The 25,420-nt window shown below is 39.7% G+C and carries 26 protein-coding genes; 16 read left to right on the forward strand and 10 right to left on the reverse strand.

The genetic code is table 11. From position 1 onward, the window contains the following. Positions 1–128: 128 nt before the first annotated feature. Entirely contained in the window at positions 129–782 is a 654-nt protein-coding gene (gene nfsB, locus MMO38_RS07625; protein WP_241323144.1) for an oxygen-insensitive NAD(P)H nitroreductase, read from the forward strand. A gap of 115 nt (positions 783–897) precedes the next feature. Here nfsB and MMO38_RS07630 read toward each other — a convergent pair whose 3' ends face one another. The 7 genes from MMO38_RS07630 to tsaE form a co-directional block, all read right to left on the reverse strand. Beyond that, a complete protein-coding gene (locus MMO38_RS07630; RefSeq protein ID WP_241323145.1) occupies positions 898–1,524 on the reverse strand; it encodes an NAD(P)H-dependent oxidoreductase in 627 nt (208 codons plus the stop codon). A 68-nt stretch (positions 1,525–1,592) separates the two neighbouring features. After that, a complete protein-coding gene (locus MMO38_RS07635) occupies positions 1,593–2,189 on the reverse strand; it encodes a TetR/AcrR family transcriptional regulator (RefSeq protein WP_241323146.1) in 597 nt (198 codons plus the stop codon). A 245-nt stretch (positions 2,190–2,434) separates the two neighbouring features. Then, entirely contained in the window at positions 2,435–3,292 is an 858-nt protein-coding gene (locus MMO38_RS07640; protein WP_241323147.1) for an EamA family transporter, read from the reverse strand. A 352-nt stretch (positions 3,293–3,644) separates the two neighbouring features. Next, positions 3,645–4,166 carry an RNA chaperone Hfq gene (hfq, locus tag MMO38_RS07645; protein WP_005197492.1) on the reverse strand — a complete coding sequence of 174 codons (522 nt, stop codon included), beginning with the start codon at positions 4,164–4,166 and terminating at the stop codon, positions 3,645–3,647. Positions 4,167–4,256: 90 nt separating this feature from the next. Then, positions 4,257–5,201: a tRNA (adenosine(37)-N6)-dimethylallyltransferase MiaA gene (gene miaA / locus MMO38_RS07650; RefSeq protein ID WP_241323148.1), complete on the reverse strand. Its 945-nt coding sequence runs from the start codon at positions 5,199–5,201 to the stop codon at positions 4,257–4,259. Between the two features lie 6 nt (positions 5,202–5,207). Beyond that, positions 5,208–7,160, reverse strand: a complete 1,953-nt coding sequence (gene mutL / locus MMO38_RS07655) for a DNA mismatch repair endonuclease MutL (protein WP_241323149.1) — start codon at positions 7,158–7,160, stop codon at positions 5,208–5,210. After that, the gene (gene tsaE, locus MMO38_RS07660; protein ID WP_241323150.1) at positions 7,150–7,626 is read right to left on the reverse strand and encodes a tRNA (adenosine(37)-N6)-threonylcarbamoyltransferase complex ATPase subunit type 1 TsaE; all 477 of its coding nucleotides are present in this window, start codon (positions 7,624–7,626) and stop codon (positions 7,150–7,152) included. The genes mutL and tsaE overlap by 11 nt, the downstream gene beginning before the upstream one ends. 117 nt (positions 7,627–7,743) lie before the next feature. Between tsaE and MMO38_RS07665 the strand changes: the two genes are divergently transcribed. The 3 genes from MMO38_RS07665 to MMO38_RS07675 all read left to right on the forward strand — a co-directional run bounded on the left by MMO38_RS07665 (position 7,744) and on the right by MMO38_RS07675 (position 9,613). Beyond that, positions 7,744–8,652, forward strand: a complete 909-nt coding sequence (locus MMO38_RS07665; RefSeq protein WP_241323151.1) for a pseudouridine synthase — start codon at positions 7,744–7,746, stop codon at positions 8,650–8,652. Positions 8,653–8,761: 109 nt separating this feature from the next. Further along, the gene (locus tag MMO38_RS07670) at positions 8,762–9,070 is read left to right on the forward strand and encodes a type II toxin-antitoxin system RelB/DinJ family antitoxin (RefSeq protein ID WP_004670645.1); all 309 of its coding nucleotides are present in this window, start codon (positions 8,762–8,764) and stop codon (positions 9,068–9,070) included. A gap of 99 nt (positions 9,071–9,169) precedes the next feature. Next, positions 9,170–9,613 carry a GNAT family N-acetyltransferase gene (locus MMO38_RS07675; protein ID WP_004670644.1) on the forward strand — a complete coding sequence of 148 codons (444 nt, stop codon included), beginning with the start codon at positions 9,170–9,172 and terminating at the stop codon, positions 9,611–9,613. On the opposite strand, the gene MMO38_RS07680 is transcribed toward MMO38_RS07675, so the two are convergent. Then, positions 9,614–10,327 carry a 16S rRNA pseudouridine(516) synthase gene (locus MMO38_RS07680; RefSeq protein WP_241323152.1) on the reverse strand — a complete coding sequence of 238 codons (714 nt, stop codon included), beginning with the start codon at positions 10,325–10,327 and terminating at the stop codon, positions 9,614–9,616. Between the two features lie 250 nt (positions 10,328–10,577). On the opposite strand from MMO38_RS07680, the gene MMO38_RS07685 reads away from it, so the two are divergent. Then, the gene (locus MMO38_RS07685; protein ID WP_241323153.1) at positions 10,578–11,066 is read left to right on the forward strand and encodes a glycine zipper 2TM domain-containing protein; all 489 of its coding nucleotides are present in this window, start codon (positions 10,578–10,580) and stop codon (positions 11,064–11,066) included. A 140-nt stretch (positions 11,067–11,206) separates the two neighbouring features. Continuing rightward, entirely contained in the window at positions 11,207–12,208 is a 1,002-nt protein-coding gene (locus tag MMO38_RS07690; protein WP_241323185.1) for an LLM class flavin-dependent oxidoreductase, read from the forward strand. A gap of 64 nt (positions 12,209–12,272) precedes the next feature. Here MMO38_RS07690 and MMO38_RS07695 read toward each other — a convergent pair whose 3' ends face one another. Further along, entirely contained in the window at positions 12,273–14,324 is a 2,052-nt protein-coding gene (locus MMO38_RS07695) for a bifunctional diguanylate cyclase/phosphodiesterase (RefSeq protein WP_241323154.1), read from the reverse strand. Between the two features lie 336 nt (positions 14,325–14,660). After that, complete coding sequence (locus tag MMO38_RS07700; protein ID WP_004670639.1) at positions 14,661–15,497, reverse strand: pyruvate, water dikinase regulatory protein; 837 nt, start codon at positions 15,495–15,497, stop codon at positions 14,661–14,663. Positions 15,498–15,655: 158 nt separating this feature from the next. Here MMO38_RS07700 and ppsA point away from each other — a divergent pair, with 158 nt between their 5' ends. The 10 genes from ppsA to rplI all read left to right on the forward strand — a co-directional run bounded on the left by ppsA (position 15,656) and on the right by rplI (position 25,334). Beyond that, entirely contained in the window at positions 15,656–18,034 is a 2,379-nt protein-coding gene (gene ppsA, locus MMO38_RS07705; protein ID WP_004670638.1) for a phosphoenolpyruvate synthase, read from the forward strand. A 66-nt stretch (positions 18,035–18,100) separates the two neighbouring features. Beyond that, positions 18,101–18,877, forward strand: coding sequence for an RDD family protein (locus MMO38_RS07710; protein ID WP_241323155.1), 777 nt, complete (start codon positions 18,101–18,103; stop codon positions 18,875–18,877). Between the two features lie 299 nt (positions 18,878–19,176). After that, entirely contained in the window at positions 19,177–20,220 is a 1,044-nt protein-coding gene (gene cyoA, locus MMO38_RS07715; protein WP_005197514.1) for a ubiquinol oxidase subunit II, read from the forward strand. A 3-nt stretch (positions 20,221–20,223) separates the two neighbouring features. Continuing rightward, the gene (cyoB, locus tag MMO38_RS07720; protein ID WP_241323156.1) at positions 20,224–22,206 is read left to right on the forward strand and encodes a cytochrome o ubiquinol oxidase subunit I; all 1,983 of its coding nucleotides are present in this window, start codon (positions 20,224–20,226) and stop codon (positions 22,204–22,206) included. A gap of 4 nt (positions 22,207–22,210) precedes the next feature. Next, positions 22,211–22,831 (forward strand): cytochrome o ubiquinol oxidase subunit III, encoded by a 621-nt coding sequence (gene cyoC / locus MMO38_RS07725; RefSeq protein WP_004670634.1) that lies wholly within the window; start codon positions 22,211–22,213, stop codon positions 22,829–22,831. Next, on the forward strand, positions 22,831–23,160 hold the full coding sequence (locus MMO38_RS07730; protein ID WP_004670633.1) for a cytochrome o ubiquinol oxidase subunit IV: 330 nt from the start codon (positions 22,831–22,833) through the stop codon (positions 23,158–23,160). The genes cyoC and MMO38_RS07730 overlap by 1 nt, the downstream gene beginning before the upstream one ends. 10 nt (positions 23,161–23,170) lie before the next feature. Beyond that, complete coding sequence (gene cyoE / locus MMO38_RS07735; RefSeq protein WP_241323157.1) at positions 23,171–24,049, forward strand: heme o synthase; 879 nt, start codon at positions 23,171–23,173, stop codon at positions 24,047–24,049. Between the two features lie 203 nt (positions 24,050–24,252). Next, positions 24,253–24,636 (forward strand): 30S ribosomal protein S6, encoded by a 384-nt coding sequence (gene rpsF, locus MMO38_RS07740; protein ID WP_004670631.1) that lies wholly within the window; start codon positions 24,253–24,255, stop codon positions 24,634–24,636. Positions 24,637–24,647: 11 nt separating this feature from the next. Further along, positions 24,648–24,875, forward strand: a complete 228-nt coding sequence (gene rpsR, locus MMO38_RS07745; RefSeq protein WP_004648825.1) for a 30S ribosomal protein S18 — start codon at positions 24,648–24,650, stop codon at positions 24,873–24,875. A 12-nt stretch (positions 24,876–24,887) separates the two neighbouring features. Beyond that, positions 24,888–25,334, forward strand: a complete 447-nt coding sequence (rplI, locus tag MMO38_RS07750; RefSeq protein WP_004670630.1) for a 50S ribosomal protein L9 — start codon at positions 24,888–24,890, stop codon at positions 25,332–25,334. Positions 25,335–25,420: the final 86 nt, after the last annotated feature.

Genomic DNA, 25,420 nt, shown 5'->3' on the forward strand with positions numbered 1-25,420 from the left:
ATTACCAAAAAAATAACTGCTACGACGCACTCATATACGACTTAAATCTATATAGAAATCACATTTAGCTACTTTCAGTGAAATATATATCCAGTAGAATAAAGCGAGTTTTAATTGGATTCAAAAACATGGATACACTCCTTACTGCAAAAACACGTTATGCAACTAAAGCTTACGATGCAAATAAAAAAATCCCAAAGCAACAATTCGAAAAACTCTTAGAAGTTTTACGCTTTAGCCCGTCCTCTGTAAATATTCAACCTTGGCATTTCCTTGTCGCTGAGACCGACGAAGCTAAACAACGTATTGCAGCAGGTCTGACAGGCAATTACATTTATAATGCTGCTAAAGTATTGAACTCTTCACATACTTTGGTCTTTTGTACCCGTACCGACATCACACCTGAATACTTAGAACAACTACTTCAACAAGATGCCGCCAGTGGTCGCTTTAAAGATGAGGCAGCTAAACAAGGTCAACGAGATACACGTCAAGGTTACGTTGAGTTTTATCGCAACGAATTGAAAAATCTTTCTGCGTGGATGGAAAATCAAACTTACTTAGCACTGGGTCAACTCCTTTTTGCTGCGGGGCTTGAAGGGATTGATGCGACACCAATGGAAGGTTTTGATCGGAATACCATTGATCAAGAATTTGGTTTAACCGAAAAAGGTTTAAAAGCCTCTGTCATCGTCGCTTTAGGTTATCGCAGTGAACAAGATTTTAATGCGAATCTACCCAAATCACGACTTCCGGAAGATGTCATTTTTACTCGTTTATAACTTGTGAGTTCACAGCGGAAAACCGCACTCGTTTAATTCGGAACATTAGCGGCAGATAGATCAAGTTAGCACTTGTTAAAGTGGCTTTTTAATTGATCTATCTAGAATTATTTATCTAACAACTCGCACTTCGCTGATTTAGATCTAAAACATTAGTATCAAGTTCTTTTAAAAATGTCTGTAGATCTTCAGCCTGAATAAAATCAGAATTATAGAGAATCGATGTTTGCACATCTTCTATTCCGCAAAATCCAAAAATCCCCTCTACGACCTGTGTATGTATCGCTTGGGTATAACCATGCTTATCATATCCAGCTTGATCTCCTGTACCCGTTCCAATAAGTTTTATAGGTATCTTTTTAAGTTCTCCAGTTAACACACCCTGATCATCTACTTTAAAAGCCCAACCGTGGGTAAATACACGTTCAAACCAACCTTTTAAAACAGCAGGAATAGACCACCAATAGATAGGGAAAACAAAATAAACGATATCGGCACGGTCAAAACGTGCTTGTTCCAACAAAATATCATTGCCCAATGTTTGCTGACCACGATAGGCCTTGAGATCAGGAATGGTGATAGCTGGTTTAAAGTCCTCTTCATACAAGTCAGCAATTTCGACATTCATTCCCTGCTGAGTCAAATGCCTCGCGATATAGTGTGAGATTTGATGCGATAACGACTTCATGTCCGGGTGAGCAATGACAACCAATGCATTTTTGTTTTGTTCTAAAATCGACATAAATATTATTCCAGAGATATTATAATACATAAGTTACCATTAGTAACTTATGTGATCAATAGTCTCTGTCAAACATCCGCTTTGTTTAAAAAATCATGGAGTATAAGAAGAATAGAGTTTTCCATCACCTTTTGTGCCGCTGCAGCCCCAATCACATTATTACTTGCAGCCACACAAACTGTTTCCATCAGTCCTGTTATTGCAATAATGATTGCTTCACCATCTTGACCTTCGAGTCGAATAAAGGGATGAATACTATCTTTAAAAATATCAATAAATTCTTTTTGGCACTGCAGTAGGTAAGTTTGCAGGATATCCGTTCCAGAAAGTGCAGCAACAACCAAACCAACTTCTGGCCCCATTGCAATATGACATTTCAAACACGCGCTACAAAAAATATGAATGGTCTGATCTAAGCTATTTGCATGCTGTACTAATGCGCTGGATAAATCCTGTTTTTGTTTGTCACTAAATTCTTTATAAATGGCGATTAATAAACCTTCTTTATCTTTAAAATGCCGATACGCAATTGGTTTGCTAATCCCAGCCTGTTCCGCTAAGTAACCCAATGTTAGCGCTTCAACACCCTGTTCACGAATAATCGATCGAGCGACATGTAAAAGCTGCTGTCTACGGTCATCTTTGCTTAGTCTTTTACCAGTCATATATACGATCTCATCATCATTCGCATTGTATATTTTACTTAGAATACAACTTTAAACTCAGTTATCTTCAGTAATAATTACATGCATGCCTATGCATCACCCCCATAGACCGCTTTCATCATTATGTACACCCACTTTGCATCTCTCATGGAAAGGGATACAAGTGGTTCAAGAAAGAAGTCTTATCTTTCATTAAAATTCTTTGAATCAAAATTTAAAAGACCTGCTTTTACAATATACAATTTCTACATCATAGCTTTGGCTAAACACAGTACCGCAACAATTCCACAGATCAGTCCCACCCAAGTATAGACTTTTAATCGTTCTTTAAATAAAACCACACCACTCAATACCCCGAGTACCACCACAAGAATATTCATCCCTGCAAATACTATGGCAGGTGTATCTTTAAAAATCATATGTGCTTTGACATATAAAGCAATATTGGCAAAATTCAGTCCACCTAAAATTAAACCCATGAAAATATTCTTTGGCTGCCAATGAGGCTGAGTCACTGCAAGATAAGCAATCGACAAAATAAATGCGCCGATAAAAGTTAAATTTAACGTGACAGCAAACTGTAAACCCAGACTGCTACTATATTTGAGCAATACATCAATCGCAGCGTAGCCCGCCCATACAAAAAATAAAAATAGTGCCGATTTTAGATTTAAACTTTTATTGGTGTTTTCAGTTGCTTGGCCAAAAATAATCGCCAATATCGCAATCACACCTAAAACAACACCGATTAATTTTAATTGGCTAAACTGTTCCGCAAAAATAAAATAGGCGGCTAACAAAGAAAGTATCACAGCTAGCCGTTGGGCTATTTCTGTCTTTAAAATCCCAGCGTATTGTAATGACTTTGCTAAACACAAGAAAATACTAGGCAATAACACAGCGAGGATTAAAATCAACCACCAAGGTGTATGCGCCCATGAGATATGGGTAATATCGGTTTTAAACCAATAGAAACATAGAATGCTTGCACTGAAATAGTTCCATGCAATCATTTGTAAAACATCAAAACCTTTAGTTTTTAGAAATTTCAGCAAAATTGAAACGATAACGCTACAACATGCCGCAGCAAAAATGATTTCCATAGCAATTCTTGAACTTATATAAGGGGCTGTAGACATTTCACAGATGCTTGCGACAGTGGATATTTTTAGTCGATACAAGGCATGTTTTGCAAAATTTAGTCATTCTAAATGCGCAAGACATAACACAGTAGCGGCAAAAAATATCCCTATCCCGAAGGGTTATGGCTAAAACTTCCTCAAACTCCGTTATGAAACTTGACAAGGGAGTAGCCATTGCCTACGTTTCATGCCTTGTTTGCGTTGTTTTAGCCTATAACGCAATGCATGGCTGAAATGTCAACAGACCCTTAAAGCACAAATAAAAATGCCAGTCTATTTTAAGACTGGCATTTTTTTAAAGATCATCCATCAATTAACGATTATTTTCGTCTTCTTGACCATCTTCAAATTTAGTTTCGCTGTCAAAACCACCTTGACCGCCGAAGCCACCTTGACCACCAAAGCCGCCGCCTTGACCACCAAAACCGCCTTGACTACCGAAGCCACCTTGACCACCGAAGCCACCTTGACCACCAAAGCCACCTTGACCACCAAAGCCGCCGCCTTGACCACCAAAACCACCGCCTTGACCGCCGAAGCCACCTGCAGCACCGCCTTGACCACCACCGAAACCGCCAGTAGTGCCAGCTTGTGCTGGGAAGCCGCCAGTAGCTTGAGCACCAGCTGGACGTGGATTACGTGCAGGAACGACTGTAGAAATCGCGTGCTTATAAACCATTTGGCTTACAGTATTCTTTAATAAAACAACATATTGGTCAAAAGACTCAATATGACCCTGCAATTTAATACCGTTCACAAGGAAAATAGAAACTGGAATACGTTCTTTACGGAGAGAATTTAAGAACGGATCTTGTAAAGTTTGACCTTTAGACATTTTTAACTCCAAAAATTTTTAAATCAGCGCAAAAAAACTATCTTTATTTTTCAACTAAAAATTATAAAAAGACAGCCTGCGAATTTTGCTTTATCCCAAGAAGTTTCGCAAGTCTTCTTTCGCCTGCTTTATCGTCACGTAAGTTTTAAAATCGTGTATTTCTTGCAAAGAACGTAACCAAGTGTATTGACGTTTGGCGAGTTGCCGTGTCGCGAATAACGCTTTGTTCTCCATTTCTACTTTATTTTTGAGACTTAGGTCACTTTTTAATAAAAAATCTAAAGCTTGGCGATAACCCACAGACCGCATGGAGGGTAAATTATCATTTAAATCGTATTTTCTAATTAATTCCTCTACTTCATTTAAAAAACCAATGCTCCACATTTTGCTCAATCTTTGCTCTATGCGTTGATGTAATTCTAACCGATCAGGCATCAATGCGTAGTTATGAAATATGTAACGATAGGGTTGATTTTTAGGCTGCTCCGCTTGCAATTTTGTAATGGGCTCACCTGTAATCCGATAGACCTCTAATGCTCGAATAATTCTTTGTTTATCAGATACTTTAAATTTCTCACCAGCAACAGGATCAACTGCTACCAGCTCATCGTAAACTGCCTGCCAGCCATCCGCCTCGGCTTTTGCAACAATCGCATCACGTATTGCCTGATCTGCATTTGGCAGATTATCTGCAAGACCTTCCAGTAACGCTTTAAAATACAACATGGTTCCGCCGACCAAAATTGGGGTTTTGCCACGCGCATGCATATCATTAATTAAAGGACAAACATCTTCAACAAATTGAGCTGCAGAATAAACCTCTAACGGCGTAATAATATCAATCAAATGATGAGGATACTGCGCTTGCTCTTCTTTAGTCGGTTTCGCAGTACCAATATCCATATCTTTATACACCAAAGCGGAATCAACAGAAATTAACTCAAAATTACCACGCTCATATAGCTCACATGCCAATGCTGTTTTACCACTTGCGGTAGGCCCCATTAAATTAATCACGGGCAATTGATTTGACATGTAAAACTACTCTCCTCGAGCAAATAATTTATCTAATTGATGCAATGGAAATGCGCGCCAGGTTGGGCGACCATGATTACATTGGCTGGCAAATTCAGTTTGTTCCATTTGACGTAACAACGCATTCATCTCGGACAAACTCAGTTGCCGATGTGCTCGCACTGCCCCATGACACGCCATACCTGCCAATAGCTCATCACGCTTTTGCAACAATCCTCTCGCTTCGTCATTTGGATCAAGATCATTGAGTAGTTCAGGAATAAGTTTTTCAAAATTCGCTTTGTGTAAAATCGCAGGTACACCACGAACAATGACTTGCTCATCACCATATTGATCAACCTCCAAGCCCAAACGTTGCAATTGTGATTGCAACTCATCTACACGTGTTGCTTGCATTCGGGCAATTGAAACTATTTTTGGAATCAGTAATTGTTGTGATGTCCAAAACTCAGGCTTATCCCATGCGGCTTTCATCTGCTGTAATAAAATTCGTTCATGGGCTGCATGCATATCAACAATGATTAAACCTTCGGTATTTTGTGCCAAAACATAAATGCCATGCAATTGTGCAATCGCAATACCCAGTGGAAATTCATCTACTCGAGATGGCATTTGTTGTTCCGAATCCAGGTCCGCATCATCACGTAACGGTGATAAATAGCTCTTTAATGCATTATTCAGTTGCGTAGAGCCATTATATCTTGGTTGTTGCGAATGAGATGAATTGTATTGCACTGCCTGAGGTCGACTTTGATTAAACTCAGTGAGTAAATCTGTCGATACATCAGTTTGATTTTGATCATGCGACTGTGGCTCAATCGCATCATTTGCGCGATGCAAAGGAAACTGTTCTTGATACTTAGGCTGCGGCTGGTATTGGGCATTCTCAGTTACCAGTTCATCCACTTTCATCGCTTGTGCTAAATCTGCACTGGCGGTTTGAAACTGAGATAAAGTTGCTTTGGCATAGTGACGTACGAACTCATGTACTTCACGCTGATTCAAGAAACGGATTTCATGCTTAGTTGGATGGACATTGACATCAATATTTTCAGGATCTACTTCTAGAAACAACAAATAAGAAGAATGTTGATGTCCATGCAAAATCCCATCATAGGCCATACGCAACGCATGAGAAATGGTTTTATCTTTTACAATACGACCATTCACATAGACATATTGCATATCGGCCTGCGCTCTGGCATCAGAAGGATGACCTAACCAACCCGACAATCGCATATTGATGCTTTCGGCATCAATCCAATAGGCATTTTGAATAAATTGTTGTCCGAGTAATTGTTGTACTCGTTGGTAACGCAGCTCGCCACTATCCGCAATCGGTAAATTCAAACGAATATGATCGTTATGTTCAAGTACAAAACGAATATCGAAATGGGTTAAAGCCAAACGGCGTACAATTTCTTCAATGTGGCCAAACTCTGTACTTGGTTTTTTTAAAAATTTACGGCGAGCAGGCACATTAAAAAATAAATCCTGCACGCGAATGTGTGTGCCTTTTTGTGCTGCGACAGCTTGTACTTGTTGGTGATCAAAAGCCGTACCATTGACTTCAACTTGATAACCAATCCCAGCTTCATCTTGGCTACTGGTCAATGTCAACCGTGAAACCGCAGCAATAGAGGCTAATGCCTCCCCCCGAAAACCTAAGCTCACAATGGCATGTAAATCTTCAGCTGTTTGAATTTTACTGGTGGCATGACGCATCACCGCCAATGGTAAATCTTCAGCGTGAATGCCGTTACCATTATCAATGATTTCGATCAGGGTCGAACCACCTTGAGCAATACGAATAATCAGCTCAGTTGAACCCGCATCAATCGAGTTTTCTAATAACTCTTTCACCACTGAGGATGGGCGTTCAATCACCTCACCCGCAGCAATCTGGTTGGCTAAAGCGGCATTAAGTGTATGAATACGACGGGTTGAATCATGCACCATTCAATTGTTCCTGCAAAGTTTGGGATAACAATTCGGAGTTAACGGTTAAAGTTACAAATCGGGTTAATTCATCGTCCGATTTTTGGATATCAACAACAACATCCGCTTTGGGAATTTCATCACCGCCTTTAGATGGCCATTCAAATAAGAATAATGCATCCTCTATTTCCAAATAATCACGGATTCCCATTAGTTCTAATTCATAAGGATCATCTAAACGATATAAATCAAAATGGAAAATTTCTTTGCCCTGAATCGTATACGGTTCTACCAACGTATACGTTGGACTTTTGACCGAACCCTGATGCCCTAAATGTTGTAGAAAATAGCGTGTGAATGTGGTTTTACCTGCACCAAGATCCCCAATTAAATAAATAACGCCTGAATGCACATATTGAGAAAGCACTTGTGCAAAATGTTGAGTGTCTTGTTCATGATTTAAGGTAAATTTCACTGAATATGACATGGCAAATAAAACAAAATTGGGATGGTGGCTATGATAACATTGCGCTGCTTTAAAGCCTAATAAACAGCTTTTAAACTGGCTTATTTTACAGCGTTCACTCTAGGTTAGTATTGTTGCATGAAACCCATCATTGAATTCACACCACCACTCATCAATGGCGTGAGTGCCAGTAAAGTTTTTTTACCCAATGATATTTCTACACCCACTATTTTTGAGTATTTGTGTCAGCATTTTTCTCATATCCAATCTCAAGAATGGCAACAACGCTTTAAAGATGAACTGATTTATGCTGCAGACGGCTCAATATTACAATTAAATAGCCCTTATACGCCGAATACTCATATTTTTTATTATCGTTTTTTGGCGTATGAAATCCACGTGCCCTTTCAACACGAAATCCTGTTTGAAAATGAAGACTTGCTCGTCGTCGACAAACCGCATTTTTTAACGATGAGCCCAACTGGTCAATACGTTCAGGAAACCTTATTGGTTCGGTTAAAAAAACAGACTGGCTATGCAGATTTGACTCCAATCCATCGGCTTGACCGAGAAACAGCAGGTGTGGTTTTGTTCTGTAAACGAACAGAATCACGTGGTACTTACCAACAACTGTTCGCAGAACGAAAAGTTCAAAAAACTTATCACGCCATCGCGGCCTATCGCCCTGAACTCAAATTTCCACAGACCTTACAACTGCATTTAGAAAAAAGTGATCCTTTTTACACCATGCAAGTCAATGCGAATAAACCCAGTAACACTGAGACATGGATCGAATTGTTAGATCACGACCAAACACACGCAAAATATTTACTCAAACCAAAAACTGGTAAACAACATCAGTTGCGTGTACATCTCAATTATCTCGGTGTTCCAATCCTAAATGACTCATTTTATCCAAACGTTGTACACAAAGCAGATGAAGACTTTAGTCATCCTTTACAATTACTTGCAAAAGCAATTCACTTCATAGATCCCATTTTAGATATGCAAATGAGCTTTAGTTCTAACTATGAACTAACACTGTAAACACAACGTAATGACAAAAATTCTATTTTTTCACTGCAAAAATATTGAAATTACATTGTGATCGTTTAAAATACATGACCATAACTAAAAATATTTGGTCTTATTCTTCATGCGAAAAACAGAAGTTTATCAGGTTCGACTTGATTCACAGGAAAAGAAACAAGCCTTTGCCGTTTTTAAACAGCTTGGTATCTCCCCTGCTCAAGCAGTCCGCCTTTTCTTTAAACAGGTGGTGCTTACTAAATCTATTCCCTTTGCAATTGAAAACCAGAATATCAATATGGAACAATTGCTCAAACTAAGGAAATCAAAAGCGACAGCAACAACAGAGAATCCATCAGATGTGAATATTGAAGATGATCACGAGGATTTATTTGAAGAGCTGAATGCGCTTTTAGGTGAAAGTGACAAAACTTAACAATGTCGCATTTATACACAAGTTTTTAATTTTTAAGCTGAATTTTTTTCGCTATCCTGACAGTCCAAATAAAACGATAAGCTATAGGATGAATTAAGGATGATTGTAAAGCGAGCAACCAAAGAAGACCTGCATCAATTGGCAGTCTTATTTGATGAATATCGTCAGTTCTACGGTGCTTCATCCAATGTTGTGCAGTCTTTTCAATTTTTAAATCATCGATTTGACAACAAAGACAGTGTTATTTTTATTCATGTAAAAGATGAAATTTTTACAGGCTTTGTTTTACTTTATCTCGCCTTTTCATCCGTTGCTTGTGAAACCTACTATGTATTAGATGATGTCTACGTTACCCCGACTTATCGGAAACAAGGTTCTGCAAAACAATTGATCGATACCGCTATCCTGTTTGCTCGTCATGAAAATGCTCAACGCATTAGCCTTGAAACGCAAAAGAATAATTACCAATCCCATCAGCTCTATGAAAAAATGGGATTTATCCATGATGATGAATTTAAAACCTTTCACTGCTTTTTAAAATAATTACAGATCCAATTGAATATTCTGACTCAACTGCTTTTGCGAAGGTGTTAAATAGAAGTACTCGCCTTCGTCGAGCTGAGGAAGTTCGAGCAATCCGATTTGATGCCGATGTAAAGATTCAACCTTATTACCCACGGCTGCCAACATGCGTTTAACTTGATGATAGACGCCTTGATGAATGGTCATTGAAAGCTGATTTTCTGAGATTAACTGAACATCGGTTGCCGCATAAATACCTTTTTCATTGCGTAGTTCCACGCCCAACTCTAATTGGTGTTTTTGTTCAGTTGTTACTGGATCTGCTGTAGTCACATGATAGACCTTAGGTACATGTTTACGCGGATGAGTAAGCGACTGTAAATACTGACCATCATCTGTCAACAATAAAAGCCCCGTTGTATCTTGATCTAAACGCCCTACACACTGAATACCGCGGTGGATAAGTATCTCAGGCAATAAACTAAATACACTTTTATGATGGGTTGCTTGATGTGAACACTCATAATCTTGCGGTTTGTTTAACGCAAGATAAACATGTTCTCGATATAAATAGTCTTCACCAAAAACCTGAAAATGGAGCTGGTCAAGATTAAAGTTCTGTTTTGGATTATCACATACTTGGTTTTCAATGCATACAGCACCATTTTTAATCAACTGTTGGCAATACTTACGTGAACCAAAACCTTGAGATTGCAATATTTTTTCCAACAGCATAACCAAACCCTAAATCAAAACTCAGCCTATTGTACTTGATTGTGTCTGCTGCTGTTGTTTGCTTTCTCATCATTCTTTATCTTTATATTTTATTCACAATTTCTTCATATGTAATACAACCCCTACAAAACCCTCGTTAAACTCTATCAATCTAGAGGTTGCACTCCATATTTCTACTCGAAAGTCTTGTTACATTTATCTCAAGTTATCAAGAATATTGTCCCACAAATAAAGGACAAGGAGTTTCACCATGAAATCGAATATTTGGTTATGTAGCATTCTATTAGCAACCTCTTCTATGCTGTCTGTTGCTCATGCAAATAATACAACACGCGTTGCTGCAACATCGGCTTTAGGCAGTGTGGTTGGTACAGCAGTTGGTAAAGAGCTCGGCGGGCATACTGGTGCAATGATTGGGTCTGCAATCGGTGGCGCTGGTGGAGCTGCAGCATCTAGCAATAAACGTAATCGTACTGAAGCTGCAATTGGTGGCGGTTTAGGTGGTGTCGGTGGCTATACTGTTGGTAATAACATGGGTGGTACCAATGGTGGATATATTGGCGCAGCAGTCGGTGCGGCTGGTGGTGCAGCCTTAGGCAATAAAGTTGGACAAGATCGTGATGCCGATAATCGTCGTGCTTATGACAACCGTCGTTATGATGATCGTCGTCATTATAATTCACGTAAAAACGCTCGTCACGACAATGGACTACATCGCGGTTGGTACAAAAACCGTTAAAAAAAGCATATGCGTTACCTCTTTAGCACCTTCGGGTGCTTTTTTTATTGTATAGGTTCGAAACATTATATCGAAAAAAATAGATATACAGACTCAAGTATATATCGTATTATATCGATATATAGTTATGAGAATCGATGATGAAATCATTGCAAGATATTAAGTTTTCTATTTTAGAGTTAGCGCCCGTTCGAGACGATCAAAGTATTGAGTTCTCACTGCGCCATGCACTTGAACTCGCTCAACATGCTGAAAATTTAGGCTATGAACGATTTTGGTTAGCAGAACACCACAATATGGATGGTATCGCCAGTTCTGCAACCACAGTGCTACTCGGTTTTATCGCAGCGAATACTCAGCATATTCGTTTAGGCTCAGGTGGCATCATGCTCCCCAATCATGCACCATTGGTTGTGGCGGAACAGTTTGGGACATTAGCGACGCTTTACCCAAATCGTTTTGAACTTGGATTGGGGCGTGCACCTGGAACAGATCCACTGACTATGCGTGCATTACGTCGTGGACGTAAAGAAACAGAAGATCAATTTCCTCAAGATGTGATGGAAATCTTACAATACTTTAAAGCACCTCAACCCAACCAAAGAATTATTGCCACGCCTGGGCAAAATACGCATGTACCAGTTTGGTTATTGGGTTCAAGTCTGTTTAGCGCACAGCTCGCGGCAAAGCTCGGACTTCCCTATTCATTTGCTTCGCACTTTGCGCCAAGAATGTTAGGTCAAGCCATCGAAATCTATCGCGAGAATTTCCAAGCTTCAGAATTTTTGGAGAAACCTTATATTTCGATGGGTGTTCCCACTGTCGTCGCGGCAACAGATGAAGACGCACAATATTTGGCAACCAGTTCATATCAGCGTATTTTAAACCTGATTCGTGGTCACAGCTTAAAACTCAAGCCACCGATTGATTCTACACAAGGTCTCGCAACTGGTGCTGAGCAACTGGCGATTCAAAACTTTTATGCAATGGCTCAAATTGGTTCTCGAGCTACCGTTAAAGCTGGCTTAAATAAAATCGCTGCTCAGTATGATGTAGATGAGTTTATTTTCACTTGTGATATTTATGACACACAAAAACGTTTAGACAACTTTAGTCTATTGATGGATATTAAGAATAATTAAGATCTCGGCTCCATCCACAAGGCTTATTCAATTTAAGCCTTGTTGTTTTCGCTTCTTCAGTAAATCAATAGAGGTGCATTTCACGTTTCAGCATGTGGGTCGCTTGTTGCATATTCACTGCTCGGCTAAATAAATAACCTTGCCCGATTGAGCAGCCAAATTGTTTCAACAATTCTAATTGCTCAGCATTTTCAATGCCCTCAGCAACGATATCCAAAGATAACTTTGGCCCTAAGGCAATAATTGCTTGCACGATTGCTAAAATCGCCTCATCACTATTCATCTGACGAATAAAATCGCAATCAATTTTCAAACAATCTACAGGATAATCCCTTAATCTTGTGAGTGATGAATGCCCTGTTCCAAAGTCATCAAGTGCAATCTTAACGCCCTGCTGTTTGAGCAAATTCAATGCCCGAATCACATAGTCAGAACCACGATCATCCAAAATGTGCTCTGTGATTTCTATCTCGACCAAATGATGCGGAATTTTATACAGGTTCAAACGATACAATAAGCGCTCAGCATAATTATCTTTAAGAAATTCAACAGGCGCTACATTAATCGAGACAGGAACAACAGCCAGCCCTTGCTCAATCCACATGGCAATATTGTTAAAAACTTTATTCTGTATCGCATCACTAATTCGTGTAGCTAACACATAATCCTGAAAAGCTTGTTCAATATTAATAGGTGAATGAATACGTTTATCATCCGTTTGCCAACGTAACAATGCCTCAAATCCAACGACCTTGCCATCAGATAAACGCACCTTAGGTTGATAGAACGGAACCATAAGATCATCACGAATAATATGACGCGCTTCAGTTAATTGAATGGCGATATTTTGCGCAGCAACCTGCATCTGTTGATTAAACATACGGAAACCACCACGCCCTGTGGCTTTTAAATCATTTAATGCAGTATCTGCACATTTCATTAAATTCAAGGAATCTTTGGCGTCGCGTGGGTAAATCGCACAGCCAATACTCATGCTGCCATTAATTAAATTACCCGCATAGGTGATTGGTGCATCTAACTGTCGACTAACTTCAATTGCAACTTTTTCAAGATCAAACTCAGCATCGATTCCATTGACTAAAATAGCAAACTCATCACCGCCTAAACGCGCCACAAAAGTATTTTCGGGTAAATTGTTTTCTATTCGCTTCGATAAAACACGCAGTAAGTGATCTCCTGCGGCGTGCCCAAGCGTATCATTGACGTGTTTAAAATAATCTAAATCTAACAACATCAAACCAAGAAACTTTTCACTCTTTTTATGTCTTTGCAATGCGCGTTTAAGTTGTAGTTTAAAGAAACGACGATTGTACAATCCTGTCAATTCATCCAATTCACTCGAAATGCGCAGTTGAATTTCTGTTTGTCTTTGAGCAGTTACATCACGAGACAGACAAAGAATCTGCACAACTTGACCGTTATCATTTAATATCGGCGTGAGTAAATTGTCCCAATATTGCTTATCTTCTCCGTGACCACTCATGCCACGAAAACGAGCGGTTTTACCTTTAAGTGCCGTCTTTAATGCATAATTTGCCTTTGATCGTACTTCAGGCGCTAAAAGCTCTGTCCACTTCATCCCAAATCGATGATTGCTTTCGGGAATATTTAAGGCAATACATCCAGTTCTATTTACATGCAGTAAACAACCATCTACATCTAAGAGTTTGATGCAATCCACGCTATTATCAAGCATGTTGGTTTGCGCATTAATACATTGCACTAGATTTTGTTGATATTGTTTGGTTTCATGAATATCGACACTATTAATAAACCAATATGCATGATCACCAGAGTTGTCTGCTACAAGTTTTGCAGACAATAAAAACCATCGATATGCACCTGATCGATGTTTCAATCGGCACTCAACGTGAAAAGGGGTTTTATATGAGAATGCTTGTAGCCATTCGCTTTGAAAAACCGAAATATCGTCTGAATGGATTAAATCCATCCAATTTTTTTTGAACTTCTCTAATTCATTTAAACCGATATATTCTTGGCTGACGCTATTAAAAAAATAAGCGTCACCCTGATCTGAAAGCAACCAGACTAGACTCGGTATACTATTGAAAACGTTTTGCTGGACTTCGTTCATTTGATGGTTTGATTGAAAAGTTAAAGCCAAGAATTCACATGCTTTTAAATAACTTTACTGGCTTTACGTTCAAACAGAATTCTTTATTTCAAGATGTTCAGTTGCAATAAAACCACATACCATCAATTATAGCAAAAGTGAGATTTGTATCACAATATTTTATCATAAACGTGTGTAATTTAACATCATAGCGGCATTTTTATTAATTAGATTTTATCATTCAACATCAATTGTTTATTTTTAATTAAATATTTATTACAAACTTAGCATCATAATTTAGAAGAAAATTTCAATCAAAGGCCACCTATCCAGCAGTGTTTAGGCAGCCCTATTTGATTAACCAATACGACGTTTTAAACCTGTCGACTGCAAAATACGCGTTGAGATTTCTTCAATCGACATTTCAGTGACATTTAAGTATTTAATCCCTTCTGAAATATAGATGCCTTCAATCGCACGTAATTCCATTTGACACTGACTAAAACTTGCATAACGACTATTCGCCTTACGTTCACTTCGGATAGCAACTAAACGCTCAGCATCAATCATTAAACCAAAGAGCTTATTTTTATGTGCTTTTAAGACCGTTGGTAGACGGTTGTCGTCCAGATCTTCTTCAGTTAAAGGGTAGTTTGCAACACGAATCCCGAATTGTAACGACAAATAAATTGAGGTTGGGGTTTTGCCAGAGCGTGAAACACCCACTAAAATTAAATCAGCTTTATCATAATGACGTGTTCGCGCACCATCATCATTGTCCAGTGCAAAATGCACCGCATCAATACGCGCCTTATATGACTCTGAATCTGTTACTGCATGCGTTTGTCCAACCAATGTCGTTGGTGGAATACCTAGCTCTTGTTCAAGTTTACTAATTAAGCCTTCAAATACATCCAAATTTACGGCTTTAGCAGTATTGATAATTTCACGGGCATTTGGATCAACCAAAGTATCAAAAACCAACGGTAAAGAGCCATCACGTTTTTGACATGCATTGATTTCTACAACCACATTCATTGCCGCTTCTTCAGTGGTGATATAAGGCATAATATGAATGTCAAAATCTACGTTTGGAAATTGCGCAAGTAGTGAATGTCCAAGGGTTTCTGCGGTGATTGCTGTCCCATCTGAAATAAAAAATACGCTCCGTTTAATTTGTTTACTTTCGGGCATCAAAATTCTCCTTAAACATTTGTCTTAGTGCTCTATAATCTTTATAGTAAACTCATCTAACATGACTGTCGCTTAGTAAAATACTAATTCTAAGCACTTTCGTATAATTTCATACCAATGATGGTCATTCATCCTGCAAAAAAAGTGGAGTAAATACTTTGGAAGCGCGCGTAATCGGTCTGGAAAAACTAGGGAAACACGATGTAGAACTCGTAGGTGGGAAAAACTCATCTCTAGGTGAAATGATCAGCCATTTATCCAATGCTGGTGTATCGGTACCAGGGGGTTTTGCAACGACTGCTGCTGCCTATCGTGAGTTCTTAGATCAAAGCGGTTTAAACGCTCGAATTCAGGCTGAATTGGCTCAACTCAATGTTGATGATGTAAATGCACTTGTCGAAACTGGTGCAAAAATCCGTAAATGGATTGTTGATACTCCGCTCACTTCCGCACTAGAACAAGAAATTCGTGACGCTTTTGCTGCACTTTCAAACGGTAATCCAGACATCGCTGTTGCTGTACGTTCATCTGCTACTGCTGAAGATCTACCAGACGCTTCATTTGCAGGTCAACAAGAAACTTTCTTAAATATTCGCGGTATTGATAACGTTCTTATTGCGATTAAAGAAGTTTTTGCTTCCCTGTATAATGACCGCGCAATCGCTTATCGTGTACACCAAGGTTTTGAGCATAGTGTCGTTGCCCTTTCTGCTGGCGTACAACGTATGGTTCGCTCTGAAACTGGTGCTGCTGGTGTTATGTTTACCCTAGACACAGAATCAGGTTTCCGTGATGTCGTGTTTATTACCGCATCATATGGTTTGGGTGAAATGGTCGTGCAAGGTGCAGTTAACCCTGACGAGTTCTATTTATCTAAACCGCTATTAAATAATGGCAAACACTCTGTTTTACGCCGCAACCTCGGTTCTAAACACCAAAAAATGATTTATGGTGAAGAAGGTTCTGCGGGTAAATCTGTTGTTGTTGTTGATGTCGAAAAACCAGAACGTCAACAATTTGCGTTAAATGATCATGAATTACATGAGTTAGCTAAACAAGCGCTGATCATTGAAGAACATTATGGTTCGCCAATGGACATCGAATGGGCTAAAGATGGCGATGATGGTCAAATCTATATTGTTCAAGCACGTCCAGAAACAGTAAAAAGTCGTCAAAATGTCGGCACAATGGAACGTTATCTACTCAAACAACGCGGCACAGTGATTTGTGAAGGTCGTTCAATCGGTCAGCGTATTGGTTCTGGTAAAGTTCGTGTGGTTACATCGATTAAAGAAATGGACAAAGTTCAAGACGGTGATGTCCTTGTCTCTGATATGACCGATCCAGATTGGGAACCTGTCATGAAACGTGCTGCAGCGATTGTAACCAATCGTGGTGGCCGTACTTGTCACGCAGCAATTATTGCCCGTGAACTCGGTGTTCCTGCAATTGTAGGTTGTGGAAATGCAACAGAAGTTCTTACTGATGGTCAGGAAGTCACCGTTTCTTGTGCTGAAGGCGATACAGGCTTTATCTATGAAGGCGCATTAGACTTCGAAGTTCAACGCAACTCGATTCACTCAATGCCTCAACTTCCGTTCAAGATCATGATGAACGTCGGTAACCCTGACCGAGCGTTTGACTTTGCTCAAATTCCAAACGAAGGTATTGGGCTTGCTCGTCTTGAGTTCATCATCAACCGTATGATCGGTGTGCATCCAAAAGCATTACTCAACATTGAAAGCTTACCACGTGAAACACGTGCTGCTGTTCTAACACGTACTGCCGGTTACACCTCGCCTATCGAGTTTTATGTTGAGAAGTTAGTTGAAGGTATTTCAACACTTGCTGCTGCGTTTGCAGGAAAGCCAGTCATCGTTCGTATGTCTGACTTCAAATCAAATGAATATGCAAACTTAATCGGTGGTAAGTTATACGAACCAGAAGAAGAAAACCCAATGTTGGGCTTCCGTGGTGCAAGTCGTTATGTTTCCGACAACTTCCGCGATTGTTTTGAGCTTGAATGCCGTGCCTTGAAAAAAGTACGTGATGAAATGGGCTTAACCAACGTTCAAATCATGATTCCATTCGTTCGTACTGTTTCTGAAGCAAAACGTGTCATCGAACTGCTTGCGCAAAATGGTTTGAAACGTGGTGAGAATGGCTTGAAAGTCATCATGATGTGTGAATTACCAACCAATGCTTTATTGGCTGAACAATTCCTTGAACACTTCGATGGTTTCTCAATCGGTTCAAACGACTTAACCCAATTAACATTAGGTCTAGACCGTGACTCTGGCATTGTATCGCATTTATTTGATGAACGTGATCCAGCAGTAAAAGCCTTACTTTCTATGGCGATTCATGCTTGTCGTAAAGCAGGAAAATACGTGGGTATTTGTGGTCAAGGTCCTTCCGACCACCCTGATCTTGCAAAATGGCTCATGGAACAAGGCATTGAGTCTGTTTCACTTAACCCTGATTCAGTGCTTGATACTTGGTTCTTCTTGGCTGAAGAAAAAATTAAGCAAGCTTAACCACTATTGTAAAAGACCCCACTGGTGGGGTCTTTTTTCATCATTTGTGATAGAGATTTAGAATATATGCAAATTTACTTGGCTCGTAATAATCAGCAAGCTGGTCCCTATACCTTAGAACAAATCAACCAAATGCTTGCTAGTCAACAAGTTCTTCTTACTGATCTTGCATGGCATGAAGGGATGGCAGAATGGAAAACGCTTGGTGAATTAACCCAAGGAAAACTTGTGTATGAACCAATCGGTCATACATCGACTCCATTTCCATCGCCAATTCAAACTGAAACAGTATCTCCTACTCAACAGTATCAAGCTAAAGCATCTACGCAAGAAAGCAATGTCGAACTAGCATCTATTGGCTCTCGTGCATTAGCCAAAGCGGTTGATCTCATGTTGTGGCTACCAACTCTAGCTATTCCATCATTTTATTTCAACGATGAACAACTTCAGCAGCTTTCTGAACTGCAACAACAAATGCAAGCAACTGAGTTTGCTTCATCGAAAGCCGCCGAACTGCAACAACAATTGTTTCAACTCATTCCCGTTGAAGCATGGCAGAGCATCATGATCTATATCTTGGTTATGCTCATGATTCAAGCTTATTTTATTGCCAAATCTGGTCAAAGTATCGGCAAAAAACTTGCTCGAATTAAAATTGTTGATGTCGAAAGCAACGATCAGGTGAGTTTAATCCGCTCGTTTTGGTTGCGTAGCGTTTTATTTATTATTTTAAACTTCCTGTTAGTCCCGATTATCACAATCATTGACTATGCATTTGCACTTGGCAAAAACCGCCAAACATTACACGATAAATTCGCAAAAACCAAAGTGATTAAGCAATAATTACAAATCAATAAAGAAAAGAGGATTAAATCCTCTTTTCTTTATATTAAGCTGATATTTATAGAAAAAGCATATCGCGAAATAACAATCCCTACAAAATAAATCGGGTTTTAAAACAAGCATTTCACACCACTTTATCAGTAGCTTAGTTTTTCAATATGAGGCATAATGCCCAACAACGTAGCGGTGTCGCATGTTTGTTAAGCATTTATTAAAAGAAATTCTTAGCAAACATGCGACACTTTATTCGCTATCCCATAATTTAATTAGGGAATGGGACTCTTCACCGAGGTTGTAAAATGAGACAAACGATTTTAGCTGTATTGTCTTTATCAACGCTTGCTGTGCTCTTAACTGGGTGCGGTGGTGATATGGTACTTCTAAACAGTAAAGGTCCAGTTGGTCAGGGTCAAGGTAGCCTGATGATGACTGCGATCTATCTAATGCTATTGGTGGTCATCCCATCAATCATTATGGCATTATGGTTTGGTTGGAAATATCGCGCGTCAAATAAAGATGCAGACTATAAACCTACTTGGGCACACTCTACGACAATTGAGATCGTTGTTTGGGGTGTTCCAGTCATTATTATTGGTATTTTAGCTTGGTTAACTTGGTGGGGTTCCCACAAGTATGACCCTTACCGTCCATTAGAATCAGATAAAGCACCATTAACGATTCAAGCAATTGCTGAACAGTTCAAATGGGTATTTATCTATCCTGAGCAAAATATTGGTACGGTAAATGAAATACGCTTCCCAGTAAAAACGCCACTCAGCTTTAAAATCACCTCTAACTTCACAATGAACTCATTCTTCATTCCACAGTTAGGCGGTCAAATTTATGCGATGGCAGGTATGCAAACTCATCTTCACTTATTGGCAGATGAGCCAGGTATCTTCCGTGGTATTTCTGCGAACTATTCTGGTTATGGCTTTTCACAAATGCGTTTCATGGCGCATGGTGTTAGTGACGCAGAATTTGCACAGTGGGTAGAAGCGGTAAAAGCGGGTAATGGTACAAGTATCAATGCTGAAGCAATTCAAAAAGGTACACTTGACCAAGCTGAATTAGCAACTTTACGTGATGGTAACCGTTCTAAACATCAGATCGAAGTTCTAATCGCCAAAGCAAAAACACCAGAAGAGAAACAAGCGGCTGAGGAAATGAAATCATATCCTACTGCCCCACATCCAGTGACTTATTACTCTTCGGTTGAGCCTAAATTGTTCGAATCTGTAATCAATCAATACATGAGCAACTATCATGGTGCAGATCACTCAGCATCTTCTGCTGACCACACCACTGATGTTGAACATGCGACAGCTTCTACAGAGGAATAAGACATGTTTGGAAAGTTAGGGTTGGATGCAATTCCACACGATCCAATCGTGTTGGTGACTATTGCATTAATGGTTTTAGGTGGTATCGCACTTCTTGCAGGTATTACTTATTTCAAAAAATGGGGCTACTTGTGGAACGAATGGTTCACCTCTGTAGACCATAAAAAAATTGGTATCATGTATATCCTCGTATCAGTGGTCATGCTTCTGCGTGGTTTTGCTGATGCAATCATGATGCGTTTACAGCTTTTCCTCGCTAAAGGTGGCGGTGAAGGTTATTTACACCCAGAACACTACGATCAGATTTTCACTGCGCATGGCGTAATCATGATCTTCTTCGTAGCAATGGGTCTTGTTGTAGGTATGATGAACATCGCCGTTCCACTGCAAATTGGTGCACGTGACGTGGCTTTCCCATTATTAAACTCTTTGAGCTTCTGGTTATTCGCTGGTGCTGCTGGTTTGATGATGGCATCTCTTGCGCTTGGTGAGTTCGCAGCAACAGGTTGGATGGCTTATCCTCCTCTATCAGGTATTGAGTATTCTCCTGGTGTTGGTGTTGATTATTATATTTGGGCACTTCAGGTTTCTGGTCTCGGTACGCTTTTAACAGGTGTTAACTTCTTTGTTACCATCATTAAAATGCGCGCGCCAGGCATGAAACTGATGGACATGCCGATCTTCACTTGGACTTCACTTTGTACGGCTGTATTGATCATTGCTTCGTTCCCTGTATTAACAGGTACACTTGCAATGCTTACGCTAGATCGTTACTTCGGTTTCCACTTCTTCACAAATGAGCTTGGCGGTAGTCCAATGCTTTATGTGAACTTGATTTGGACATGGGGTCACCCTGAAGTATACATCTTAGTATTACCAGCCTTTGGTTTATACTCAGAAATCGTAGCAACCTTCTCTCGTAAAGCGTTGTTCGGTTATAAGTCTATGGTGTATGCAACCATCGCGATTACTGTACTTGCGTTTGTTGTATGGCTTCACCACTTCTTTACCATGGGTGCTGGTGCGAACGTCAATGCGTTCTTCGGTATCATGACCATGGTTATTGCGATTCCTACAGGTGTGAAGATCTTCTCTTGGTTATTCACCATGTATAAAGGTCGTATCACATTCACGACACCAATGTTATGGACGCTTGGCTTCCTTGTGACTTTTGGTATCGGTGGTTTGACTGGCGTACTTATGGCTGTTCCACCTGCGGACTTCCTTGTACATAACTCATTATTCTTGATTGCTCACTTCCATAACGTGATTATCGGTGGTGTGGTGTTTGGTATGTTTGCCGGCATCATCTTCTACTGGCCGAAAATGTTTGGTTGGAAGCTCAATGAAGCATGGGGTAAAGCCTCATTCTGGTTCTGGTTCATCGGTTTCTATTTTGCATTCATGCCACTTTATATCCTTGGTTTCATGGGTATGACACGTCGTTTGAATACATATGACAACCCTGAATGGGATCCATACTTAGCGATCGCATTGTTTGGTGCTGTTTTGATTGCAATCGGTATTGCATGTTTCTTAATGCAAATCATCGTTGGCTTCTTACAACGCAAAGACAATATGGACTACACTGGCGACCCATGGGATAGCCGTACGTTAGAATGGGCAACTTCGTCTCCAGCTCCATTTTATAACTTTGCGCATGTTCCTGCTGCTGATGGTATCGATCGCTTCTGGACAGACAAAGAAAATGGTGTAGCATACGCTCGCAATACCAAATATGAAGATATCCACATGCCGACAAATCGTGCTGCTGGTTTCGTTATTGCGATGTTCATTACCGTTCTTGGTTTTGCTCTCATCTGGCATATTTGGTGGCTTGCTGTCGTTTCATTCGTCGCTGCTATTATCAGCTTCATCATAAGCTCATTCACAAAGAATGTGGATTACTATGTTCCTGCTGCTGAAGTAGAACGTATTGAGAATGAACGCTATGCGTTACTTGAAAAACACTTGAAGAAGGACTAAGGATATGGCTGAAGTACTTCATCACGATAACCACGGACACGACGGTCATCACGAACATGATGATACAGATATAACGGTCTTTGGTTTCTGGACATATTTGATGAGTGACTTGATCCTTTTCGGATCACTCTTCATCGCATTTGCTGTATTAAGCAGTCATATTCCACCTGGTACACCTAGTGCATACGACTTATTCCATGATTCTTTAGGATTCGTATTAGCTGAAACCTTTGCACTCCTTATTTCTTCTGTGACATTTGGATTTGCAGTACTTGCATCTTATAAAAAGAATGTTAACCAAGTTCTTTTATGGTTAATCATTACTTTTATTTTTGGTGCAACGTTCATTGGGATGGAAATCTATGAATTCCATCACCTTGTTCATGAAGGTTATGGCCCAACTAAGAGTGCATTCTTATCAGCGTTCTTTACTTTGGTTGGTACACACGGTATCCACGTAACCTCTGGTTTAGTGTGGATGATCGTACTCATGTATCAGATCAAGAAGAACGGTTTGACACTACCGAATACACGTCGTCTTGCTTGCTTAAGCTTGTTCTGGCACTTCCTTGACATCGTTTGGATCTGTGTATTCAGCGTAGTTTACTTACTGGGAGTTCTCTAATGAGTAGTCATGATCATAATGCTGCTGGCGCATCACACGGTAATGTAAAACAATACACGGTTGGTTTTATCCTTTCTGTCCTACTCACCATCATCCCTTTCGGGATGGTGATGGCTGGCGGTTTCAGTCGTGGCGTTTTAGTTACAGTAATTGCAATCACTGCCGTAGCTCAGGTACTTGTACAACTTGTGTACTTCTTACACATGAATACATCATCTGATCAACGTTGGAACCTTATTGCATTTATCTACACAATTTTATGTATCGCTGTACTTCTAGTCGGTTCTGTGTGGATTATGAATTATCTACATTACAACATGATGATCTAAACTGATTGACATGTTGAAAAAATACTTATTCCTGACTAAGCCAGGAATTCTCTTCGGTAATTTCATTACCACCTTGGGCGGCTTTTTTCTAGCCGCCCAAGGCTCTATAGACCTCTTCTTATTATTATTGACCTTAATCGGAACAACATTCGTGGTTGCTTCTGGTTGTGTTGTAAATAATGTAATTGATCAAGACATCGATCAAAAAATGCAACGCACCATGAACCGTGCACTTGTTAAAAAAACAATCTCCTCTCCGATTGCATTACTTTATGCATTGGTACTTGGTCTGATTGGCTTTAGCATTCTATGGTTTTATGTCAATGCTTATGCTTTTTTATTCGCAGTTATTGGTTTTGTGGTCTATGTCGGTTTTTATAGTTTGTGGACGAAACGTACCACAATCCATCAAACCGTGATTGGTAGTATTTCTGGGGCGAGTCCTCCTGTTATTGGTTATACGGCTGTTAGTCATCAATTCGATATGGCTGCCCTTTTGATTTTTGTTGCATATGCTTTATGGCAAATGCCACACTCATGGGCAATCGCAATCTATCGCTTTGACGATTACAAAAACGCAGGAGTTCCTATTTTACCTGTAGCCCGTTCTATTCTTCGAACGAAAATAGAATCACTTATTTATGTGGTTTTATTTACACTGGCGATGAATGCGCTGTACGTCTATGGATACACCGATGTTATTTTTCTGGTGATCTGTAATGCACTTTGCGCGTACTGGTTCTACATTGGTATTTTAGGGTTTAAAGCTGAGAACGATCAGCTTTGGGCAAAACGCTTCTTCCTATTTTCAGTGATTTTAATCACTGTGATTAGTTTAAGTTTTAGTTTTACTTTCAACAGCCCTGCACCTTTCCTCCCAATTTTTTAAAAAGATAGAGCTGATCTCTATCTTTTTATTCGCATATCTAGGCTTTACTGGCTTACTTCACGCCAAACGGCGAATATCGCTTGCGATTTCAACTAAACCTGTCTAAAATCGCAGCTTCGCAATTTGCGACTTAACTTTTTAAGTTATGACTCCTTGCTTCTAACATTGTTGTTAGGGGCTGTTTAAACCGTAAGGAGCTGACAATGCGTCATTACGAAATCGTACTTTTAGTACACCCAGATCAAAGCGATCAAGTTGTAGGTATGGTAGAACGCTATATCTCTCAGATCAAAGAAGCTGAAGGTCAAATTCACCGTTTAGAAGATTGGGGCCGCCGTCAATTGGCTTACCCGATTAACAAAATTCATAAAGCGCACTACATTCTTATGAATGTTGAATGTGGTCAAACGACTCTTGATGAATTAGAAGAATTGTTCCGTTATAACGATGCAATTATTCGTAACATCATTATTCGTCGTGAACACGCAATTACTGAAGAATCTTTACTTGCGAAAAGTGCTGAAGAAAAACGTGCGCGTAAAGCTCAACGTGAAGAAGCACAACACGTCACTCAAGAAGCTGAATAAGGAGAACCTCAATGGCACGTTTTTACCGTCGTCGCAAGTTCTGCCGCTTTACAGCTGAGAAAGTTGCGTACATCGACTATAAAGATATCGACACTTTAAAACAGTACATTACTGAAAACGGCAAGATTGTTCCTAGCCGTATTACAGGTACTAAAGCTCGTTATCAACGTCAATTAGCATTAGCTATTAAACAAGCTCGCTATTTGTCTTTGATTCCGTACACTGACAACCATAAGTAAGTGAGGTGAGCTGTGGACGTTATCTTATTACAACGCATTAAAAATCTTGGTAAATTAGGCGACAAAGTATCAGTTAAAGCTGGTTACGGTCGTAACTTCTTGATTCCTCAAGGTAAAGCAGTAGCTGCTACTGAAGCAAATACTTCTGCTTTTGAAGCACGTCGTGCTGAACTTGAGAAACAAGAAGCTGACATTTTAGCTTCTGCAAATGCACGTGCTGAACAATTGAACGAAGTTAATATCGTTATCACTGCTAAAGCTGGTGATGAAGGTAAACTTTTCGGTTCTATCGGTACTCGTGATATTGCTGATGCTTTAACGAATGCTGGTCTAGTTGTAGACCGTGCAGAAGTTCGTTTACCAAACGGTGCGCTTCGTCACACTGGTGAATTCAACGTCGCAATTCAATTGCATCATGATGTTGTTGCTGAAGTTCTCGTTACTATCGTATCTGAGTAATTTCTGCAAAAAAAAGAGCATGTTTTACATGCTCTTTTTTTTGCCTAATCATCATGTAATTACAAAGTTAATGATTAAAAATACAA

The organism is Acinetobacter sp. NIPH 1852 (assembly GCF_022549455.1).
Lineage (GTDB): Bacteria > Pseudomonadota > Gammaproteobacteria > Pseudomonadales > Moraxellaceae > Acinetobacter.

Bases quoted from the DNA above. Each gene is read 5' to 3' on its own strand.
- tsaE (WP_241323150.1), bottom strand. From the start codon at position 7,626: ATGTCATATTCAGTGAAATTTACCTTAAATCATGAACAAGACACTCAA.
- rpsR (WP_004648825.1), top strand. From the start codon at position 24,648: ATGGCACGTTTTTACCGTCGTCGCAAGTTCTGCCGCTTTACAGCTGAG.
- MMO38_RS07690 (WP_241323185.1), top strand. From the start codon at position 11,207: ATGAAATCATTGCAAGATATTAAGTTTTCTATTTTAGAGTTAGCGCCC.
- miaA (WP_241323148.1), bottom strand. From the start codon at position 5,201: ATGTCAAATCAATTGCCCGTGATTAATTTAATGGGGCCTACCGCAAGT.
- hfq (WP_005197492.1), bottom strand. From the start codon at position 4,166: ATGTCTAAAGGTCAAACTTTACAAGATCCGTTCTTAAATTCTCTCCGT.
- MMO38_RS07665 (WP_241323151.1), top strand. From the start codon at position 7,744: ATGAAACCCATCATTGAATTCACACCACCACTCATCAATGGCGTGAGT.
- mutL (WP_241323149.1), bottom strand. From the start codon at position 7,160: ATGGTGCATGATTCAACCCGTCGTATTCATACACTTAATGCCGCTTTA.
- rpsF (WP_004670631.1), top strand. From the start codon at position 24,253: ATGCGTCATTACGAAATCGTACTTTTAGTACACCCAGATCAAAGCGAT.
- MMO38_RS07695 (WP_241323154.1), bottom strand. From the start codon at position 14,324: ATGAACGAAGTCCAGCAAAACGTTTTCAATAGTATACCGAGTCTAGTC.
- nfsB (WP_241323144.1), top strand. From the start codon at position 129: ATGGATACACTCCTTACTGCAAAAACACGTTATGCAACTAAAGCTTAC.
- cyoC (WP_004670634.1), top strand. From the start codon at position 22,211: ATGGCTGAAGTACTTCATCACGATAACCACGGACACGACGGTCATCAC.
- MMO38_RS07685 (WP_241323153.1), top strand. From the start codon at position 10,578: ATGAAATCGAATATTTGGTTATGTAGCATTCTATTAGCAACCTCTTCT.
- MMO38_RS07710 (WP_241323155.1), top strand. From the start codon at position 18,101: ATGCAAATTTACTTGGCTCGTAATAATCAGCAAGCTGGTCCCTATACC.
- MMO38_RS07630 (WP_241323145.1), bottom strand. From the start codon at position 1,524: ATGTCGATTTTAGAACAAAACAAAAATGCATTGGTTGTCATTGCTCAC.
- MMO38_RS07675 (WP_004670644.1), top strand. From the start codon at position 9,170: ATGATTGTAAAGCGAGCAACCAAAGAAGACCTGCATCAATTGGCAGTC.
- MMO38_RS07700 (WP_004670639.1), bottom strand. From the start codon at position 15,497: ATGCCCGAAAGTAAACAAATTAAACGGAGCGTATTTTTTATTTCAGAT.
- cyoB (WP_241323156.1), top strand. From the start codon at position 20,224: ATGTTTGGAAAGTTAGGGTTGGATGCAATTCCACACGATCCAATCGTG.
- MMO38_RS07640 (WP_241323147.1), bottom strand. From the start codon at position 3,292: ATGGAAATCATTTTTGCTGCGGCATGTTGTAGCGTTATCGTTTCAATT.
- MMO38_RS07635 (WP_241323146.1), bottom strand. From the start codon at position 2,189: ATGACTGGTAAAAGACTAAGCAAAGATGACCGTAGACAGCAGCTTTTA.
- MMO38_RS07730 (WP_004670633.1), top strand. From the start codon at position 22,831: ATGAGTAGTCATGATCATAATGCTGCTGGCGCATCACACGGTAATGTA.
- MMO38_RS07670 (WP_004670645.1), top strand. From the start codon at position 8,762: ATGCGAAAAACAGAAGTTTATCAGGTTCGACTTGATTCACAGGAAAAG.
- cyoA (WP_005197514.1), top strand. From the start codon at position 19,177: ATGAGACAAACGATTTTAGCTGTATTGTCTTTATCAACGCTTGCTGTG.
- MMO38_RS07680 (WP_241323152.1), bottom strand. From the start codon at position 10,327: ATGCTGTTGGAAAAAATATTGCAATCTCAAGGTTTTGGTTCACGTAAG.
- cyoE (WP_241323157.1), top strand. From the start codon at position 23,171: ATGTTGAAAAAATACTTATTCCTGACTAAGCCAGGAATTCTCTTCGGT.